The organism is Amaricoccus solimangrovi, from assembly GCF_006385685.1.
In the GTDB taxonomy this organism is placed as follows: Bacteria; Pseudomonadota; Alphaproteobacteria; order Rhodobacterales; family Rhodobacteraceae; genus Amaricoccus; species Amaricoccus solimangrovi.
In genome coordinates this window covers 45,834-62,612 of sequence record NZ_VFRP01000009.1, presented here as the reverse complement: position 1 = coordinate 62,612, position 16,779 = coordinate 45,834, and the positions used below count along the sequence as shown (strand labels likewise).

General features: G+C 70.4%; 17 protein-coding genes. 8 read left to right on the top strand and 9 right to left on the bottom strand.

Annotation, left to right across the window (positions count from 1 at the left end):
- Positions 1 to 11: 11 nt before the first annotated feature.
- The 6 genes from FJM51_RS10895 to tsf all read left to right on the top strand — a co-directional run bounded on the left by FJM51_RS10895 (position 12) and on the right by tsf (position 5,460).
- Entirely contained in the window at positions 12 to 680 is a 669-nt protein-coding gene (locus FJM51_RS10895; RefSeq protein ID WP_181164527.1) for an HAD family hydrolase, read from the top strand.
- Positions 677 to 1,699 (top strand): dihydropteroate synthase, encoded by a 1,023-nt coding sequence (gene folP, locus FJM51_RS10890; RefSeq protein WP_233713073.1) that lies wholly within the window; start codon positions 677 to 679, stop codon positions 1,697 to 1,699. The genes FJM51_RS10895 and folP overlap by 4 nt, the downstream gene beginning before the upstream one ends.
- Before the next feature lie 22 nt (positions 1,700 to 1,721).
- Positions 1,722 to 3,062 carry a phosphoglucosamine mutase gene (gene glmM / locus FJM51_RS10885; RefSeq protein ID WP_140454171.1) on the top strand — a complete coding sequence of 447 codons (1,341 nt, stop codon included), beginning with the start codon at positions 1,722 to 1,724 and terminating at the stop codon, positions 3,060 to 3,062.
- Positions 3,063 to 3,202: 140 nt separating this feature from the next.
- Positions 3,203 to 3,484 (top strand): hypothetical protein, encoded by a 282-nt coding sequence (locus FJM51_RS10880; protein WP_140454170.1) that lies wholly within the window; start codon positions 3,203 to 3,205, stop codon positions 3,482 to 3,484.
- 226 nt (positions 3,485 to 3,710) lie between these two features.
- The gene (rpsB, locus tag FJM51_RS10875; RefSeq protein WP_140454169.1) at positions 3,711 to 4,484 is read left to right on the top strand and encodes a 30S ribosomal protein S2; all 774 of its coding nucleotides are present in this window, start codon (positions 3,711 to 3,713) and stop codon (positions 4,482 to 4,484) included.
- A 100-nt stretch (positions 4,485 to 4,584) separates the two neighbouring features.
- Positions 4,585 to 5,460, top strand: coding sequence for a translation elongation factor Ts (gene tsf / locus FJM51_RS10870; RefSeq protein ID WP_140454168.1), 876 nt, complete (start codon positions 4,585 to 4,587; stop codon positions 5,458 to 5,460).
- A 103-nt stretch (positions 5,461 to 5,563) separates the two neighbouring features.
- Here tsf and FJM51_RS10865 read toward each other — a convergent pair whose 3' ends face one another.
- From FJM51_RS10865 to alr, 7 genes are all read right to left on the bottom strand, one after another.
- Positions 5,564 to 6,244, bottom strand: coding sequence for an SDR family NAD(P)-dependent oxidoreductase (locus FJM51_RS10865; RefSeq protein WP_140454167.1), 681 nt, complete (start codon positions 6,242 to 6,244; stop codon positions 5,564 to 5,566).
- Positions 6,241 to 7,698, bottom strand: coding sequence for an amidophosphoribosyltransferase (purF, locus tag FJM51_RS10860; protein ID WP_438502752.1), 1,458 nt, complete (start codon positions 7,696 to 7,698; stop codon positions 6,241 to 6,243). Before purF ends, FJM51_RS10865 begins: the two co-directional genes overlap by 4 nt.
- 76 nt (positions 7,699 to 7,774) lie before the next feature.
- The gene (locus FJM51_RS10855; protein WP_140454165.1) at positions 7,775 to 8,335 is read right to left on the bottom strand and encodes a CvpA family protein; all 561 of its coding nucleotides are present in this window, start codon (positions 8,333 to 8,335) and stop codon (positions 7,775 to 7,777) included.
- A gap of 7 nt (positions 8,336 to 8,342) precedes the next feature.
- Positions 8,343 to 9,749: a DNA repair protein RadA gene (gene radA / locus FJM51_RS10850; RefSeq protein ID WP_140454164.1), complete on the bottom strand. Its 1,407-nt coding sequence runs from the start codon at positions 9,747 to 9,749 to the stop codon at positions 8,343 to 8,345.
- Positions 9,749 to 10,519 carry an ABC transporter ATP-binding protein gene (locus tag FJM51_RS10845; RefSeq protein ID WP_140454163.1) on the bottom strand — a complete coding sequence of 257 codons (771 nt, stop codon included), beginning with the start codon at positions 10,517 to 10,519 and terminating at the stop codon, positions 9,749 to 9,751. Before FJM51_RS10845 ends, radA begins: the two co-directional genes overlap by 1 nt.
- Positions 10,519 to 11,307, bottom strand: coding sequence for an MlaE family ABC transporter permease (locus FJM51_RS10840; protein WP_140454162.1), 789 nt, complete (start codon positions 11,305 to 11,307; stop codon positions 10,519 to 10,521). Before FJM51_RS10840 ends, FJM51_RS10845 begins: the two co-directional genes overlap by 1 nt.
- Positions 11,304 to 12,374, bottom strand: a complete 1,071-nt coding sequence (gene alr, locus FJM51_RS10835) for an alanine racemase (RefSeq protein ID WP_140454161.1) — start codon at positions 12,372 to 12,374, stop codon at positions 11,304 to 11,306. Before alr ends, FJM51_RS10840 begins: the two co-directional genes overlap by 4 nt.
- 221 nt (positions 12,375 to 12,595) lie before the next feature.
- Here alr and mgtE point away from each other — a divergent pair, with 221 nt between their 5' ends.
- Positions 12,596 to 14,182 (top strand): magnesium transporter, encoded by a 1,587-nt coding sequence (mgtE, locus tag FJM51_RS10830; protein WP_140454160.1) that lies wholly within the window; start codon positions 12,596 to 12,598, stop codon positions 14,180 to 14,182.
- Between the two features lie 18 nt (positions 14,183 to 14,200).
- Here the strand turns inward: mgtE and FJM51_RS10825 are convergent, their stop codons facing one another.
- Both FJM51_RS10825 and FJM51_RS10820 read right to left on the bottom strand, forming a co-directional pair.
- The gene (locus FJM51_RS10825; protein WP_140454159.1) at positions 14,201 to 14,344 is read right to left on the bottom strand and encodes an entericidin A/B family lipoprotein; all 144 of its coding nucleotides are present in this window, start codon (positions 14,342 to 14,344) and stop codon (positions 14,201 to 14,203) included.
- Positions 14,345 to 14,431: 87 nt separating this feature from the next.
- Positions 14,432 to 15,916 (bottom strand): replicative DNA helicase, encoded by a 1,485-nt coding sequence (locus FJM51_RS10820; protein WP_140454158.1) that lies wholly within the window; start codon positions 15,914 to 15,916, stop codon positions 14,432 to 14,434.
- 173 nt (positions 15,917 to 16,089) lie between these two features.
- On the opposite strand from FJM51_RS10820, the gene FJM51_RS10815 reads away from it, so the two are divergent.
- Positions 16,090 to 16,758: a DUF2270 domain-containing protein gene (locus tag FJM51_RS10815; RefSeq protein WP_140454157.1), complete on the top strand. Its 669-nt coding sequence runs from the start codon at positions 16,090 to 16,092 to the stop codon at positions 16,756 to 16,758.
- Positions 16,759 to 16,779: the final 21 nt, after the last annotated feature.

Genomic DNA, 16,779 nt, shown 5'->3' with positions numbered 1-16,779 from the left:
TCGGAACCGCGATGGCCCGTCTCATTTTCGATCTCGATGGCACGCTCGTCGACTCCCTGCCCGCGATGCTCGCGAGCGCCAACCGGATGCTCACGGAATTCGGCCGCGCGCCGGTCAGCCCCGAGACCTGTTCGGATTTCGTCGGCCGGGGCGTGCGCGTCCTCGTCACGCGGCTGCTCGAACATACCGGCGGCCTGCCTGGCGGCGACGTGGAGCCCGCGCTGGCGCGCTATCATGCGATCTACGGCGCGGATCCGGTGACCGGGACCACGGTCTATCCGGGCGCGCGCCGGGCGCTGATGGCGCTGGCGGCGGCGGGCCACGGGCTCGCGGTCTGCACGCAGAAGCCGAGCGGGCCGGCGCGCGACATCCTGACCAGCCTCGCGCTGATGCCGCCGGTCTCGGGCCTGACCTGCGGCGACAGTCTCGACGTGCTGAAGCCCGATCCCCGGATGTTCGCCCATGCCGCGGAGCAGCTTCCGCCGGGGGAGGCGGTCGTGATCGGCGACGGCCTGGCCGACGCGCAGCTGGCCGCGGCCGCCGGCGTGCCCTTCCTGCTGCGCATGGGCGGGTATGGTGAGCAGCCGAGGTCGGACGTGCCCGTGGCGGGCCGGTTCACGCATTTCGACGAACTGCCGGAACTCGTCGCCCGGGTCGCGTCCGCGCGGGTGGTCTCGTGACCGCGATCTTCCACCGGCCGATCCCGCTCACCGGCGCGCCCTGGCCGGCCGACGCGCTGCCGCTCGCGGGCGGGCCGCTCTTCTTCTCGATGGTGGCCGAGCACCGCCCCGGCCATCCGGTCCGGCTGGTCCCGGTCTCGGAACTCGGCGCTCCGGTTCGCGCGCGGCTCAGCGCGCCCCGCGCGCCGCTCCTCGGCCTTTCGCTCGACCGGCCGCGGATCATGGGCGTGCTGAACGTCACCCCGGACAGCTTCTCCGACGGCGGGCGCTTCCTCGCGCGCGCCGACGCGGTGGCACGCGCCCGGGCGCTCATCGCGGCGGGGGCGGACATCCTCGACATCGGCGGCGAGTCGACCCGGCCCGGCGCCGAGACCGTGAGCGTGGCCGACGAGATCGCCCGCGTGGTGCCGGTGATCGAGGCGCTGCGCGAGGAGGGGATCGCGGCGCCGATCTCGATCGACACGCGCAAGGCCGAGGTCGCCCGCGCCGCGATCACCGCCGGGGCGGATCTGCTCAACGACGTCTCCGCGCTGGAATACGATCCCGCGAGCCTCGATCTCGTCGCCGGGACCGGCGTCTCGGTCTGCCTGATGCATGCGAAGGGCGATCCGCGCACGATGCAGGAGGCGCCGGCCTACGATGACGTGCTCGCCGAGGTCCACGCCTATCTCGCGGCGCGCGTCGAGGCCTGCCTCGCCGCCGGCGTCCCGCGCGCGCGGATCCTCGTCGATCCCGGGATCGGCTTCGGCAAGACCGCCGCGCACAATCTCGCGCTGATCGACGGGCTCGCGGCCTTCCACGATCTCGGCTGCGCCGTGCTGCTCGGCGTCTCGCGCAAGCGTTTCATCGGCGCGATCGGCCATGCGCCGAGCCCCGCCGACCGGATGCCGGGCTCGATCGCCGCGGCGCTGCAGGGCTTGCGCCGCGGCGCCCAGGTGCTACGAGTTCATGATGTCGCCGAAACCCGGCAGGCCGCCCTGCTCTGGACGGCGATCGAGGAAGGCGGCGCGGGCGGCTAGGCGAGAGACCGGGGCGAGAGAGATGGCGCGCAAGTTCTTCGGCACGGACGGGGTCCGGGGCCGCGCGAACGACGAACCGATGACGGCGGAGATGGCGCTGCGTCTCGGCCAGGCGGCCGGGCGGTTCTTCCGGACCGGATCGCACGCGCATCGCGCGGTGATCGGCAAGGATACGCGCCGCTCCGGCTACATGATCGAGAACGCGCTCACCGCCGGCTTCACCTCCGTCGGCATGGACGTCTTCCTCGTCGGCCCGGTCCCGACCCCCGCCGTCGGCTATCTCGCGCATTCGATGCGGGCCGATCTCGGCGTGATGATCTCGGCCTCGCACAACCCGTTCCAGGACAACGGCATCAAGTTCTTCGGCCCCGACGGGTTCAAGCTCTCCGACGAGGACGAGGAGGCGATCGAGGCGCTGCTCGACGGCGCGCCCGATCTGGCGGAGCCCTCGGCGATCGGCCGGGCGACCCGGATCGACGACGGCCGCGGCCGCTACATGGAATTCGCCAAGACGACCTTCCCCCGCGGCCTCCGGCTCGACGGGTTGAAGATCGTCGTCGATTGCGCGAACGGCGCCGCCTATCGCACCGCGCCGGAGGTGCTCTGGGAACTCGGCGCCGAGGTCGTGCCGCTCGCGGTCTCGCCGAACGGGTTCAACATCAACAAGGACTGCGGCTCCACCCACCCGGGTCTCGCGGCGGAGGCGGTGGTCGCCCATGGCGCCGATCTCGGCATCAGCCTCGACGGCGACGCCGACCGGGTGATGATCATCGACGAGAGCGGCGCCGTCGCCGACGGCGACCAGATCATGGCGCTGATCGCCGACCGCTGGGCGGCGGCGGGGCGGCTCGCCCGGGGCACGCTGGTCGCGACCGTCATGTCGAACCTCGGGCTCGAGCGGCATCTTGCCGGGCAGGGGCTGCGGCTCCTGCGCACCGCGGTCGGCGACCGCTACGTGGTCGAGGCGATGCGCGCGGGCGGCTACAATCTCGGTGGCGAGCAGTCGGGCCATATCGTGATGACCGACTACGTGACGACCGGCGACGGGCTGATCGCCGCGCTCCAGTTCCTCGGCGCGATGGTCGAGACCGGGCGGCGGGCGAGCGAACTCGCCCGGGTCTTCCGCGCCTATCCGCAGACGCTGCGCAACGTGCGCTACGCCAAGGGCGCCGCGCCGCTCGAGGCGGCGAGCGTCAAGGCCGCGATCGCCGCCGGCGAGGCGCGCATGAACGGCCAGGGCCGGCTGCTGATCCGCAAGTCGGGCACCGAGCCGCTGGTGCGCATCATGGGCGAATGCGAGGATCCGGGCCTGCTGAGCGAGGTGCTCGGCGAGATCGAGGCCGAGGTCGTCAAGTTCGCCTGAGCGCGGATCCCCGCCCGCGGACAATTGTCTGGAACCCTATTCCTCTCCCGTGGTTTAACTGCGACTGCCGAGCGCGGTATTCGGCCAAGTAAACGACGCCGGAACCGCGCGAGGCCTAGCATCGGAGAGGGAGCCTGAGAATGAAACGCACTGCCAACAAGCTCGTCGCGATGGGGCTGCTGCTCGCGGCGCCGCTGGTGACCGTCGCCTGCGCCGCGCCGCCGACGGACGTGTCCGCGATCGAGAAGGAGGTGCAGACCGATCTCGCCCAGATCGGCATCAACGGCGTCGATACCTCGACCCTCACCGTGAAGCAGCTTCAGGAGATCAAGCTCATCGCCGGCCAGCAGACCGACCGGCAGTCGAAGCAGAACCAGATCAACGCGCTTCTCGGGCGCGCGCCGGGGTCGCAGGCGGGCTGAGCCGCCGGATCCGCGAAGAGCTACCCGGGGCGGCCATCGGCCGCCCCTTTCCTTTGCTTTTCCAGAACGCGGGCTTGTGTTCCGCCCCGAAACGATCTATGGGGCGCTCCATTCAATCCACAGGCGGGGGCGCGGCGCCCCGGGGGAGACATCCCCGGGCGTCCACCGGTTGGGCCGAGAGGCTCTTCTCCCCGCCGAGGCGAAACCGGAAAGGTAAGGACTTCAGATGGCTCTTCCCGAGTTCACTCTGCGCCAGCTGCTCGAAGCGGGCGTTCACTTCGGCCACCAGACCCACCGCTGGAACCCGCGCATGGCGCCGTACATCTACGGCGACCGCAACGGGATCCACGTGATCGACCTCACGCAGACCGTGCCGCTGCTCGACCAGGCGCTGCAAGCCGTGCGCGACTCCGTCGCCAAGGGCGGCCGCGTCCTCTTCGTCGGCACCAAGCGTCAGGCGCAGAAGGCCGTCGCCGACGCCGCCGAGCGTTCGGCCCAGTACTACATGAACCACCGCTGGCTCGGTGGCACGCTCACCAACTGGAAGACCGTCTCGAATTCGATCTCGCGGCTGAAGGCGATCGACGAGAAGCTCGAGTCGGGCGCGAGCGGCCTCACGAAGAAGGAGCGGCTGAACCTCGAGCGCGAGCAGGACAAGCTGCAGAAGTCGCTCGGCGGCATCCGCGAGATGGGCGGCGTGCCGGACCTCATCTTCGTGATCGACACGAACAAGGAGGATCTCGCGATCCTCGAGGCGAAGAAGCTCGGCATCCCGGTCATCGCGGTGCTCGACTCGAACTCCTCGCCGGACGGCATCGACTATCCGATCCCGGGCAACGACGACGCGGCCCGCGCGATCGCGCTCTACTGCGACCTGATCGCCCGCGCGGCGCTCGACGGCATGTCGGCCCAGATGGGCGCGGCGGGCATCGACATCGGCGCGATGGAAGAGGCGCCGGTCGAGGAATTCGCCGAGGAGCCGCACCCGGCCGAGGCGTAAGCCGTCATGTGACTGTCGCGGCGCGGGGCTAGCCTCCGCCGCCGCGAATTCAGTGGCGCCGGCGTCCCGCCGGCGTCCTTATCAATTGAGGAGAGCGATGATGACGATCACCGCGACGATGGTGAAGGAACTCCGCGACGCTTCGGGCGCGGGGATGATGGACGCCAAGAAGGCGCTGACCGAGACCGCGGGCGACATGGAAGCCGCCATCGACTGGCTGCGTACCAAGGGCCTCGCCAAGGCGGCCAAGAAGTCCGGCCGGACCGCGGCCGAGGGCCTCGTCGGCGTCGCGGTCAAGGGTGGCGTCGGCGTGATCGTCGAGGTCAATTCCGAGACCGATTTCGTCGCGCGCAACTCCGACTTCCAGGCGACCGTCCGCGCGATCGCCGAGGTCGCGACCGAGGTTTCCGACATCGAGGCGCTGAAGGGCGCGAAGCTCGGCGACAAGACCGTCGAGGAAACCGTGACCGAGAAGATCGCCACCATCGGCGAGAACCTCCACATGCGCCGCATGGTCGCCGTCGAGGGCGATTCCGTCGCCTCCTACGTGCATAACGCCGTGGCCGACGGGCTGGGCAAGATCGGTGTCGTCGTCGCGCTCAAGGGCGCGGACAACGGCGTCGGCAAGCAGATCGCGATGCACATCGCCGCCACCTCGCCGGCCTCGCTCTCCGAGACGGATCTCGATCCGGCGCTGGTCGAGCGCGAGAAGGCGGTGCTGACCGAGCAGGCCCGCGAGAGCGGCAAGCCCGACGCGGTGATCGAGAAGATGATCGTCGGCCGGATGAACAAGTTCTTCGAGGAAGTCACGCTTCTGAAGCAGAAGTTCGTGATGAACCCCGACATCACCGTAGGTCAGGCGGCGAAGGACGCGGGCGTGGAGATTGTCGAATTCGCGCGTCTCGCCGTCGGCGAGGGCATCGAGAAGGAAGCCGAGGATTTCGCCGCCGAAGTGGCGAAGACCGCCGGCCGCTGAGGCGGGCGGGGCGCCCCTCGGGGCGCCCGCCACCGGCTCTCCCAAAGAAAAACCCCGCGAGGTCTCTCGCGGGGTTTTTTCGTGTCCGGGCCGGCTTCCGGTGTCAGGCACTCGCGACGGGCGCGGGGACGTCGACGAGTTCGAGAAGCCGGGCCGCTTCCTCGGCGCAGGGCGCGAGGCCGGCGGGATTCTCGCCCGGGAAGAAGCGCGCGCGCAGCGCGGTCGGCATCGGCCGGGGCAGGAAGATCGAGACCTTCGGCCCGATCCGCGCGCTCTCCGCCGCGAAGGAGCGCAGGAGCGCCTCCGCCGCCGCCTTCGCCGCGCCATAGGCGCCGTGGTTCGGCTGGCCGGCCCGGTCGTCGGTCACATGGATGAAATGCCCCGCCGGCGCTGCGCGCAGGAGCGGCGTCAGCATGGTGACGAGCCGCTCGGTCGCGCGCAGGTTCACCTCGATCGACTGGTCGAAATCCTTGTCCGCGATGAAGGGCGCGGGCGCGAGCGGCGGCGCGTTCGCGGCGCAATGCACCGCGAGATCGAGATGGCCCCAGCGCTCGTGCACCGCGAGGCAGAGCCGGGCCAGCCCCTGGAAATCCGTCAGCGACAGCGGCACCAGCGTGGGCGAGGGGCCGCCCTCGGCCTCGATCGCATCGGCGAGCTCCTCGAGCCCGCCGACGGTGCGCGCCACCGCGACGACGCGGAAGCCCCGGGCGCCGAGCGCGCGGCCCACGGCGTAGCCGAGCCCCCGGCTCGCGCCGGTGACGAGCGCGACGGGCGCGTCGCTCACGCCACGACCTTGAGCTTGAAGCCGGTGTCGATCATGTCGGAGGGGCGCACCGGATACTCGCCGGAGAAGCAGGCGTCGCAGAACCGCGGCGCGCGCGGGTCGCGGCCCTCCTCGGCGCCGCAGGCGCGGTAGAGACCGTCGAGCGAGACGAACTTCAGGCTGTCGACGCCGATGAACTCGCGGATTTCCTCCTCGCTCATCCGCGCGGCGATGAGCTTCGAGCGGTCGGGCGTGTCGACGCCGTAGAAGCAGGGCCACATCGTCGGCGGCGAGGCGATGCGAAAATGCACCTCGGCCGCGCCCGCGTCCATGATCATGTCGCGGATCTTCTGGCTCGTCGTGCCGCGCACCACGGAATCGTCGACCAGCACCACGCGCTTGCCCTGGACGATGGCGCGGTTGACGTTGAGCTTCAGCCGCACGCCCATGTTGCGGATCTGCTCGGTCGGCTCGATGAAGGTGCGGCCCATGTACTGGTTGCGGATGATCCCCATCGCGTAGGGGATGCCCGACTGCTGGGAGAAGCCGATCGCCGCAGGCGTGCCGCTGTCGGGGACCGGGCAGACGAGATCGGCCTCCACCGGGGCCTCCTTCGCCAGTTCCTCGCCGATGCGGCGGCGCGTCTCGTAGACCGACTGGCCGCCGATCACGCTGTCGGGCCGCGAGAAGTAGACGTATTCGAAGACGCAGAACCGCGGCTTCACCCGCTGGAACGGGAAGAAGCTCTCCACCCCCTCCTCGGTGCAGATCACCATCTCGCCGGGCTCGACCTCGCGCTCGAAGGTCGCGCCGATGATGTCGAGCGCGCAGGTCTCGGAGGCGAGCACCCAGCCGGTCTCGCCGACCCGGCCGAGCATCAGCGGCCGCACGCCGAGCGCGTCGCGCACGCCGATGAGCTTTGAGCGCGTCATGGCGACGACCGAGAAGGCGCCCTCGACCCGGCGGAGCGCGTCCTTGATCCGCTCGGGGATCGTCTTCTGGATCGAGCGCGCCATCAGGTGGATGATGCATTCGGTATCCGAGCCCGACTGGAAGATCGAGCCGTGCCGGATCAGCTCCTCGCGCAGCGCGACCGCGTTGGTGAGGTTGCCGTTATGCGCGATGGCGCAGCCGCCCATCGCGAATTCGGCGAAGAGCGGCTGCACGTCGCGGATCGCCGTCGTGCCCTTCGACCCGGCGGTCGAGTAGCGCACATGGCCGATGGCGAGGCTGCCCGGCAGCGTCTCCATCAGCGAGGCCTTGGTGAAATTGTCGCGCACGTAGCCGAAGCGGCGGGCTTCGGAGAAGCCGGCCGCCTGGTCGTAGGACACGATTCCACCCGCCTCCTGGCCGCGATGCTGCAGCGCATGCAGGCCGAGGGCGACGAAATTCGCGGCGTCCTGGACGCCGGTCACGCCGAAGATGCCGCATTCCTCATGCAGCTCGTCGTCGTCGAAGGGATGAGACAACACTATTGGCACACCGCTCTGAGTCTCGGGGATCGGGGCCTATATAGGGCGGTGTCGCGGGAATGTCACCCGCGCCTTCGGCTCATGTGGCCGGCTGGGCACAGTTCTGGGTCAACAGTTCGTAGCGCCCGACGACCCAGGAGAGCGCGGCCGGCGCGTCCTCGGTCAGCCGCTTCTGCGTCGAATCGAGCACGGCGCGGCTCCGGCTGTCGTCGACCATCGCGACGCCCCCCGCGCCCAGCACCTGATCGTAGACGACGAGCGCGATGATCACGAGCAGCACGCCCCGCGCGACCCCGAAGAGCAGGCCGAGCCCCTGGTCGATCGGCCCGAGCGCGGAATTGTGCACCACGCCGGCGAGGAGCGGCGTGAAGAAGGAGACGATGATGAGCGCGACCGCGAAGACCGCCGCGAAGCCCGCGAGCAGGCCGAGCTCGCAATTCGTGCCCAGAATGTCGCGCAGCACCGGAATTTCGCGCATCAGCGGGTCCACGGCCGGGGCGAAGGCGAAGGCCGCGATCGCCGCCGCCACCCAGCCCGCGATCGACAGCATCTCGCGCATCAGGCCGCGCGCATAGGCGAGGACGGCGGAGATGATGATGACCGCGAGCACGGCGCCGTCGACAAGAGTGAAACCGTCCATGCTGATCCTAGCCGTCCCCAGTCGTCTCGCGAGCAGGTCCGGAGCGCGTTCCGGACCCGAAACACTTCTCTATGAACCCGGCGAGGTTCGCAACCATGTGAATGGCAAGGCCGCTCGAGGCGGGCAGCTTCGAGCCTTCCGGCGCGTAGGCCTGGCCGAAGCCGAGCTTCGCCGCCTCCCGCAGCCGCGCCTCGCCCTGCGCGATCGGGCGAAGCGCGCCCGAGAGGCTGATCTCGCCGAAGATCACCGCGTCCGCGGGCAGGGCGGTGTCCTCGCGCGCCGAGACGAGCGCGGCCGCGACGGCGAGATCGGCGGCGGGTTCCGAGATCCTGAGGCCGCCCGCGACGTTGAGATAGACGTCGAGCCCCGCGAAGCCGATGCCGCAGCGCGATTCGAGTACCGCGAGCACCGTGGCGAGCCGGCCGGAATCCCAGCCCACGACGCTGCGCCTCGGCGTGCCGAGCGCGGAGGGGGCGACGAGCGCCTGCACCTCGACGAGCAGCGGCCGCGTGCCCTCGATCCCGGCGAAGACGACCGAGCCCGGCGAGGGCGTGCCGCGTTCGGAGAGGAAGAGCGCCGAGGGGTTGGTCACCTCCGCGAGCCCCGCGCCCGTCATCTCGAAGACGCCGATCTCGTCGGCCGGGCCGAAGCGGTTCTTGACCGAGCGGAGCAGGCGGAACTGGTGCCCGCGCTCGCCCTCGAAATAGAGCACGGTATCGACCATGTGCTCGACCACGCGCGGGCCCGCGATCTGGCCGTCCTTGGTCACATGGCCGACGAGGATCACCGCCGTGCCCCGCCGCTTGGCGAAGGTGACGAGTTCATGCGCCGCGGCGCGGACCTGGGCGACGGAGCCCGGCGCGCTCTCGACGTGATCGGCCCACATGGTCTGGATCGAATCGATGATCGCGACGGCGGGCCGCTCGGCCTCCAGCGTGGTCAGGATGTCGCGCAGGTTCGTCTCCGCCGCGAGCCGGATCGGTGCCTCGGTGAGGCCGAGCCGCGCCGCGCGCATCCGGATCTGCGCCGAGGCCTCCTCGCCGGAGACATAGATCGGCGCGGAGCCGCCCGCGCGGGCGAAGGCCGCGGCCGCCTGCAGGAGCAGCGTCGACTTGCCGATGCCGGGATCCCCGCCGACGAGGATGGCCGAGGCGGGCACCAGCCCGCCGCCGAGCACCCGGTCGAGCTCGGCGATCCCCGAGAGCGTCCGGGGCGGCTCCGGCTCGGCATGGGAGAGATCGGAGAGCGCGACGCGCCTGCCGCGCGCGCTTCCGAGCGATTTCGCCGGGCCGGACGAGAGCCCCGCGTCCTCGACGATCGAGTTCCACGCGCCGCAGGCATCGCAGCGCCCGGCCCATTTCGCATGGGTCGCGCCGCATTCGAGGCAGGCGTAGCGGGGACCGCGGGCGGCCATCAGCGGATCGCGGCGATCGGCCCGGTCGCCCGCCCGTGGATGAACTGGTCGAGGTAGGGATCCGTCGCGGTGTCCATGTCGGCGACCGGCCCGTGCCAGCGCACCAGCCCGTCATGGAGCATCGCCACGTCGTCCGCGACCGTGCGCACCGTCGTCATGTCATGGGTGATCGTCACCGCCGTCGCGCCCATCTCTGTCACGAGTTCGCGGATCAGGTCGTTGATCACGCCGGCCATGATCGGATCGAGCCCCGCCGTCGGCTCGTCGAAGAAGATCACATGCGGATCGGTCGCGATCGCGCGGGCGAGGCCGACGCGCTTCTGCATCCCGCCCGAGAGCTCGGCCGGGAACAGGTCCGCCGTCTCCGCGCCGAGGCCGACGCGGGCGAGTTTGGCGATCGCGCGCTCCCGCGCCTCCTTCTTCGAGAGCGAGAAGGGCTTGCGGCGCAGCCGGAAGGCGACGTTCTGCCAGACGGTGAGGCTGTCGAAGAGCGCGCCGCCCTGGAAGAGCATGCCGAAGTCGTTGAGGAAGGCCTCGCTGTCCACCTCGGCGAGCGGCGCGCCGTCGATCAGCACCTGGCCCTTCTCCGGCTTCAGGATGCCGAGCATGCATTTGAGCGTCACCGACTTGCCCGTGCCCGAGCCCCCGATGATGACGAGGCTCTCGCCGGGCATCACGTCGAGGTTCACGCCCGCGAGCACGCGTTTCGGCCCGAAGGACTTGTGCACGTCGACGAGCTGGAGCTTCGGCGTCTGGCTGGGATCGGGCATCAGAAGAAGGCCTGCGTCAGCGCGTAATTCGCGGCGAGGATCAGGATCGAGGAGGAGACGACCGCGTTCGTCGTCGCCTGGCCGACGCCGAGCGCGCCGCGGCCGGAGTTGTAGCCGTGGTAGCAGCCCATCAGCCCGAGGATGAAGCCGAAGGTGCCGGCCTTCACCAGCGAGGAGACGACGCTGACCGTGTCGATATAGTCGAGGGTGTTCTTGATATAGGCGCCCGGATTGAAGCCGAAGGTGCCGACCGCGATCAGATAGCCGCCCATGATCCCGATCACGTTCGCCACCGCGACGAGGAGCGGCAGCGCGACGAGCGAGGCGAGCACGCGCGGCAGCACGAGATACTTGAGCGGGTCGGTCGAGAGCGTGGTCAGCGCGTCGATCTGCTCGGTCACGCGCATCGTGCCGATCTCGGCCGCGATGGCCGAGGAGATGCGGCCCGCGACCATGAGCCCGGCGAGCACCGGCCCGAGCTCGCGCACGATGCCGATCGCGACCACCGAGGGAACGAGCTGCTCGCTCGCGACCTGCCCGCCGCCCGCCTTGATCTGCAGCGCGAGCGCGGCGCCGGTGAAGAGCGCGGTCATGCCGACGACCGGAAGCGAGAAATAGCCGATGGTCAGCATCTGCTTGCCGAACTCGCCCGGGTAGTAGGGCGGACGCACCGCGTGCGACAGCGTCTCCAGCGTGAAGAGCGCCACCCGCCCGGTCGCGGTCAGGAGCGCGAGGACGGACCGGCCGATGGAGGCCAGGAAGCCGATGACGAAGGTGGCGAGATTCATGCGGGGTCCAATCGGGAGGCCGCGCCCTTGTAGACGCGTTCGTAGCGGTCGCCAAGGCTGGTCAGGATCTCGTAGCCGATCGTGCCGGCGGCGCGGGCGAGATCGTCGACGCCCTGGTGCGCGTTGAGGATCTCGAGCTCGGCCGGCACCTCGGCGAGGTCGGTGACGTCGACCGTCAGCAGGTCCATCGAGACCCGGCCGATCAGCGGGCAGGCGGTCTCGCCCGCGTAGAGCGCGACCCCGCCCGAGGCGATCGCGCGGAGAAGGCCGTCGGCGTAGCCGCCGGAGACGGTCGCGACCACCGAGGGGCGCTCGGCGGTCCAGGCGGCGCCGTAGCCGACCGGCTCGCCCGGCGCGACCGCGCGGGTCTGGATCACCGGCAGCGCCAGCCGGACCACCGGCAGGGCGGCGGCGAAGGGCAAGCCGCCGAAGAGCCCGATCCCCGGCCGGACGAGGTCGAAATGCCAGGCGGGGCCGAGCAGCGTGCCGGGCGTCGCCGCGAGGCTGCGCGGCACGCCCGGAAAGAGGGCGGAGCCTTCGGTGAAACGGTCGAGCTGGACGGCGTTGCACGGATGGCCCGGCACGTCGGCGCAGGCGAGATGGCTCATCACCAGATCGGGGCGCAGCGCGCGCAGCCGCCCGGCGCAGGCGGTGAGCTCGGCGGGGGCGAAGCCGAGGCGCCGCATCCCGCTGTCGATCTGGAGGGCGCAGCGGGCGCCGGGAAGCTCCGCCTCGAATTCGGCGAGCTGCGCGGGGCTGTTGAGGCAGGGCGTGAGCGTCGCCTCGCGGCAGAGCGCCGCGTCGCCCGGCATCAGCCCGCCCAGCACGCGGATCGACGGCCCCGGCCCGAGCGCCGCGCGGAGCGCCGCGCCTTCCTCGGCGAGCGCGACGAAGAAGGACCGCGCCCCGGCTGCGGCCAGCGCCGGGCCGACGCGGTCCGCGCCGAGCCCGTAGGCGTCGGCCTTCAAGACGGCGGCGGTCTCGACCCGGGGCCCGGCGATCGAGGCGAGGGCGCGCCAGTTCGACGCGATCGCGTCGAGGTCGATGGTCAGACGGGCGCGCGCCAAGGTGGAACCTCCTCTTTCGCGGATGCGAACACTGGGACCGATGCCGCGCCGGGGGTCAAGCCCCGACCCGCGGAGCGGGACGCCGGAGCGGGCGCCACACCTCCGGAAACATTCGCGAAAAACCGACGGCGGGACGCGGAATCTTGAGCGAGGCGGCTTTCTGTCCGGGGCGATGTCCGTGTAAATGGCCGCGGGCTTGCGCGGTCGGCGAGGAGAAGGTGATGAGCGAGGACGAGAAGAAGATCCCGACGCCCGACGACGCGGAAGAGTCGCGCGCCCGCCCGTCCGGGGCGCCGGAGGGGGACCGGACGCCCGAGGAGGCCGAGGCCGGGGACCGCGCCGCGGCGCGCGCCGAACGCGCCGCCGCCGAGGAAGCCGCACGCGCCGAGAGGGCGGCCGCGGAGGAAGCCGCGCGCGCCGAGGAGGCGGCGCGGCTCGAAGCCGAGATCCTGGCCGAGATCGAGGGCGACAAGCTTACCCGGCGCAAGGTCGAGGCGGTGCTGGAGGCGGTCGAGGCGGAGGACCGGCCCCGGCTCGAGGAACTGCTCGAACCGCTGCACGCCGCGGACATCGCCGACCTGCTCGAACAGATCAACCGGGGCGAGCGGCGCGACCTGATCAAGCTCTGGGGCGACGGGTTCGACGGCGCGGTGCTCTCCGAACTCGACGAGGGCGTGCGCGACGAGATCCTCGAGGAACTGCCCGATCCGGTGCTGAAGGCCGCGGCGCAGGAACTCGAGACCGACGACGTCGTCGACCTCGCCGAGGATCTCGACGAGCCGCAGCGCGAACGCCTGCTCGGCGCGCTCGACCTCGCCGACCGCGTCGCGGTCGAACGCTCGCTCGCCACCTACGAGGATTATTCCGCCGGCCGCCTGATGCAGCGCGAGGTCGTGCTCGCGCCCGAGCACTGGCGCGTCGGCGAGGCGATCGACTTCCTGCGCGGCGAGGATGAGCTCCCCGAGAGCTTCTACGACATCATCATCGTCAACCCGCAGTTGCGCCCGACCGGCCTCGTCGGCCTCGGCCGGCTGATGGCCGCGCCCCGCGCCGCGCGGCTCGCCGATCTGATGAGCGAGGATTTCCGTACCTTCCAGGTCGACCAGACCCAGGAGGAGGTCGCGCGCGAGTTCAACAAGTACCATCTGATCTCGGCCCCGGTGGTGGATGCCGACGGCCGCCTCGCCGGGGTGGTCACGATCGACGATGCGATGGGCGTGCTCGAGGAGGAGACCGAGGAGGACTACCGCCTGCTCGCCGGCGTCGGCGACGAGGGGCTGAACGACAGCGTGAGCGAGATTGCGCGGAGCCGCTTCATCTGGCTCACCGTCAACCTCGGCACCGCCATCCTCGCCTCCGCCGTGATCTCGGTCTTCACCGGCGTGATCGAATCGGTGGTCGCGCTCGCCGTGCTGATGCCGATCGTGGCCTCGATGGGCGGCAACGCCGGGACGCAGACGCTGACGGTGGCCGTGCGCGCGCTCGCCACGCGCAATCTCACCGCCTCGAACATGCCGCGCGTGATCGGGCGCGAGGCGGTGGTGGGTCTGCTAAACGGTCTGGGCTTCGCGCTGATGATCGGGACGATGAGCGGGCTCTTCTATCAGGACGCCCGGCTCGGCGCGGTCATCGCCTTCGCGATGGTCGGGAACATGGTGATGGCGGCGCTCGCGGGCGTGCTGATCCCGATCGGGCTGGAACGGGCCGGCGCCGATCCGGCGCTGGCCTCCGGTACCTTCGTGACGACGATCACCGACGTCTTCGGCTTCTTCGCCTTTCTCGGCCTGGCGACGCTCTTCCTGACCTGAGCGCCGCCGGCCCGAATATCACATGCTGCGCTGGGTCTCGGTGGCCTGGTCCGAAATCGCGCTCCCGCCGGACTGGATGTCCTCGCCCGCCCCCTTCATCGTGTTGCAGGCGGAAAGCCCGAGGACGAGGCCGAGAGCCAGGATGGAACCGGTGATACGCATTTGAAAACCTCTTCTTCGCGTTGTCCGCTTCCAACGCGGCGGCGGGGAAAGGGTTTCACCTCCCGCGCCGCCCCCGGGTCCGCGGCCTCAGCCGAAGTCGATGTCCGAGCCCGCCTGATAGGGTTTCACGAGGTTCGAGAACCGCGTGAACGCCCCCTCGAAGGCGAGCCGCACCGTGCCGACCGGCCCGTGGCGCTGCTTGCCGATGATGCATTCGGCCTTGCCGTGCAGATCGCCCATCTTGGTCTGCCATTCGGCGTATTTCGGATCGTTCTGCGGCGGCTCCAGCCGCTCGTGGTAGTATTCCTCGCGGAAGACGAACATCACCACGTCCGCGTCCTGCTCGATCGAGCCCGACTCGCGCAGGTCCGAGAGCTGCGGCCGCTTGTCCTCGCGGCTCTCGACCTGCCGCGAGAGCTGGGAGAGCGCGATCACGGGAACGTTCAGTTCCTTCGCAATCGCCTTCAGACCCTGCGTGATCTCGGAGACCTCCTGCACGCGTCCCTCCGAGCGCGACGAGGCGGGGCGGGCGAGCTGGAGATAGTCGATGAAGAGCGCGTCGAGCCCGTGCTGGCGCTTCAGCCGCCGAGCGCGGGCGGCGATGGTCGAGATCGGCAGCGCCGGCGTGTCGTCGATGAAGAGCGGGCAGTTCTCGAGTTCGCGCGCCGCCTGGATGAAGCGGCGCATCTCCTCCTCGGTCATGTCGCCGCGGCGGATCTGGTCCGAGGGCACCCGGCTCGCCTCCGACAGGATGCGCGCGGCGAGCTGTTCGGAGGACATCTCGAGCGAGTAGAAGCCGACGACGCCGCCCTCGACCGCGCCTTCGCTGCCATCGGGCCGGATGCCGCGCTTGTAGGAGCGCGCGATGTTGTAGGCGATGTTGGTCGCGAGCGCGGTCTTGCCCATCGAGGGGCGGCCGGCGAGGATCAGCAGGTCGGAAGTGTGCAGGCCGCCCAGCCACTTGTCGAGATCGGCGAGGCCGGTCGAGATGCCGGCGAGTCCGCCGTCGCGCAGGTAGGCGGCGTTGGCGACGTTCACCGCCTCCGTCACCGCGCGGCGGAAGGTGACGAAGCCCTTGTCGACCTTGCCCTGCTCGCCGAGCTGGTAGAGTTCCTGCTCGGCGGCGACGATCTGGTCGCGCGGCTCGCTGTCGACCTCCATCCGCATCGCCTTCTCGGCGATGCCTTGGCCGATCAGGATCAGCTCCCGCCGGATCGCGAGATCGTAGATGAGCTGCGCGTAGTCCCGCGCCGCGAAAAGCGAGATCGCCGCGCCCGCGAGGCGGACGAGATAGGCGGGACCGCCGAGTTCCGCGAGGCCCGCGTCCTCCTCGAAGAAGGCCTTCAGCGTCACCGGGGTCGCGAGCGCGTTCTTCTTGATCCGCTCGCCCGCCACCTCATAGATCCGCGCATGCACCGGATCGAAGAAATGGTCCGCGCGCAGAATCGCGGACACCCGGTCAAAGACGTCGTTGTTGACCAGAAGGGCGCCCAGAAGCGCCTGTTCCGCCTCGACATTATGCGGAAGCGTGCTGCCCGAAAGCTCCTCGGGCGCGGTCGGTCCATCGGCCATCTGCTCTCTCCTCGAAGCGGTCGTTATAGCCCGGTTGCTCGCCGGCGCCGCCTGTTAATCGCGGGGATAACGGGGATGACCGGGTGGCGGCAAGTGCTGGCCGCGGGCCGCGGCCTCGGCCATAGTGGCGGAAAACCCGGCGGCGCGGCCGGGAACGACAGGGGGGAGATGCGATGGACGGGATCACGTCGGGGAAGGAACTCGATTCCTCCGAGATGGGCATGCTCGCGCATATCTACCGGGGCGAGGTCTACCGCAGCACGATCTGGCGCACCCGGCTCGACCAGACGACGAACTGGGCGGTGGTGACGACGGGCCTCGCGCTGTCGCTCACCTTCTCGGGGCCCGGCGCCTCCCCGCTGCCGCTCATCCTGGTCGGGCTGCTCGTGATGGTCTTCCTGCTCTTCGAGGCGCGGCGCTACCGCTATTTCAACGTCTGGCGCGCGCGCTGCCGCCTGCTGGAGACGGATGTCTGCGGTCCGCTGCTGCGCGGCGAGGGGGTGCGGCTCGACGGGCGCTGGAACACGCTGCTCGCCCATGACTACGAGCATCCGGATTTCCACATCAGCTATCTCCGCGCGATCGGGCGGAGGCTGCGCAAGAACTACGGCTACATCCTCGCGGTGCAGGCGGTCGCCTATTACGGCAAGCTCGCGATCCATCCGATCTCGGTGCCGAACTGGGACGTCTTCTTCATCCGCGCGGCGATCGGCCCGCTCCCGGGCGTGGCCGTGGTGCTGGCGGGGCTGGTGTTCCACGGCACCTGGATCGTCATCGCCATCCTGACCGCCCGGCAGGACCGGCGGGCCTGGAGGGCACGCCGGTCGCCGGCCGTGGGATGAGGGTTTCCCTCCGGGACCGCC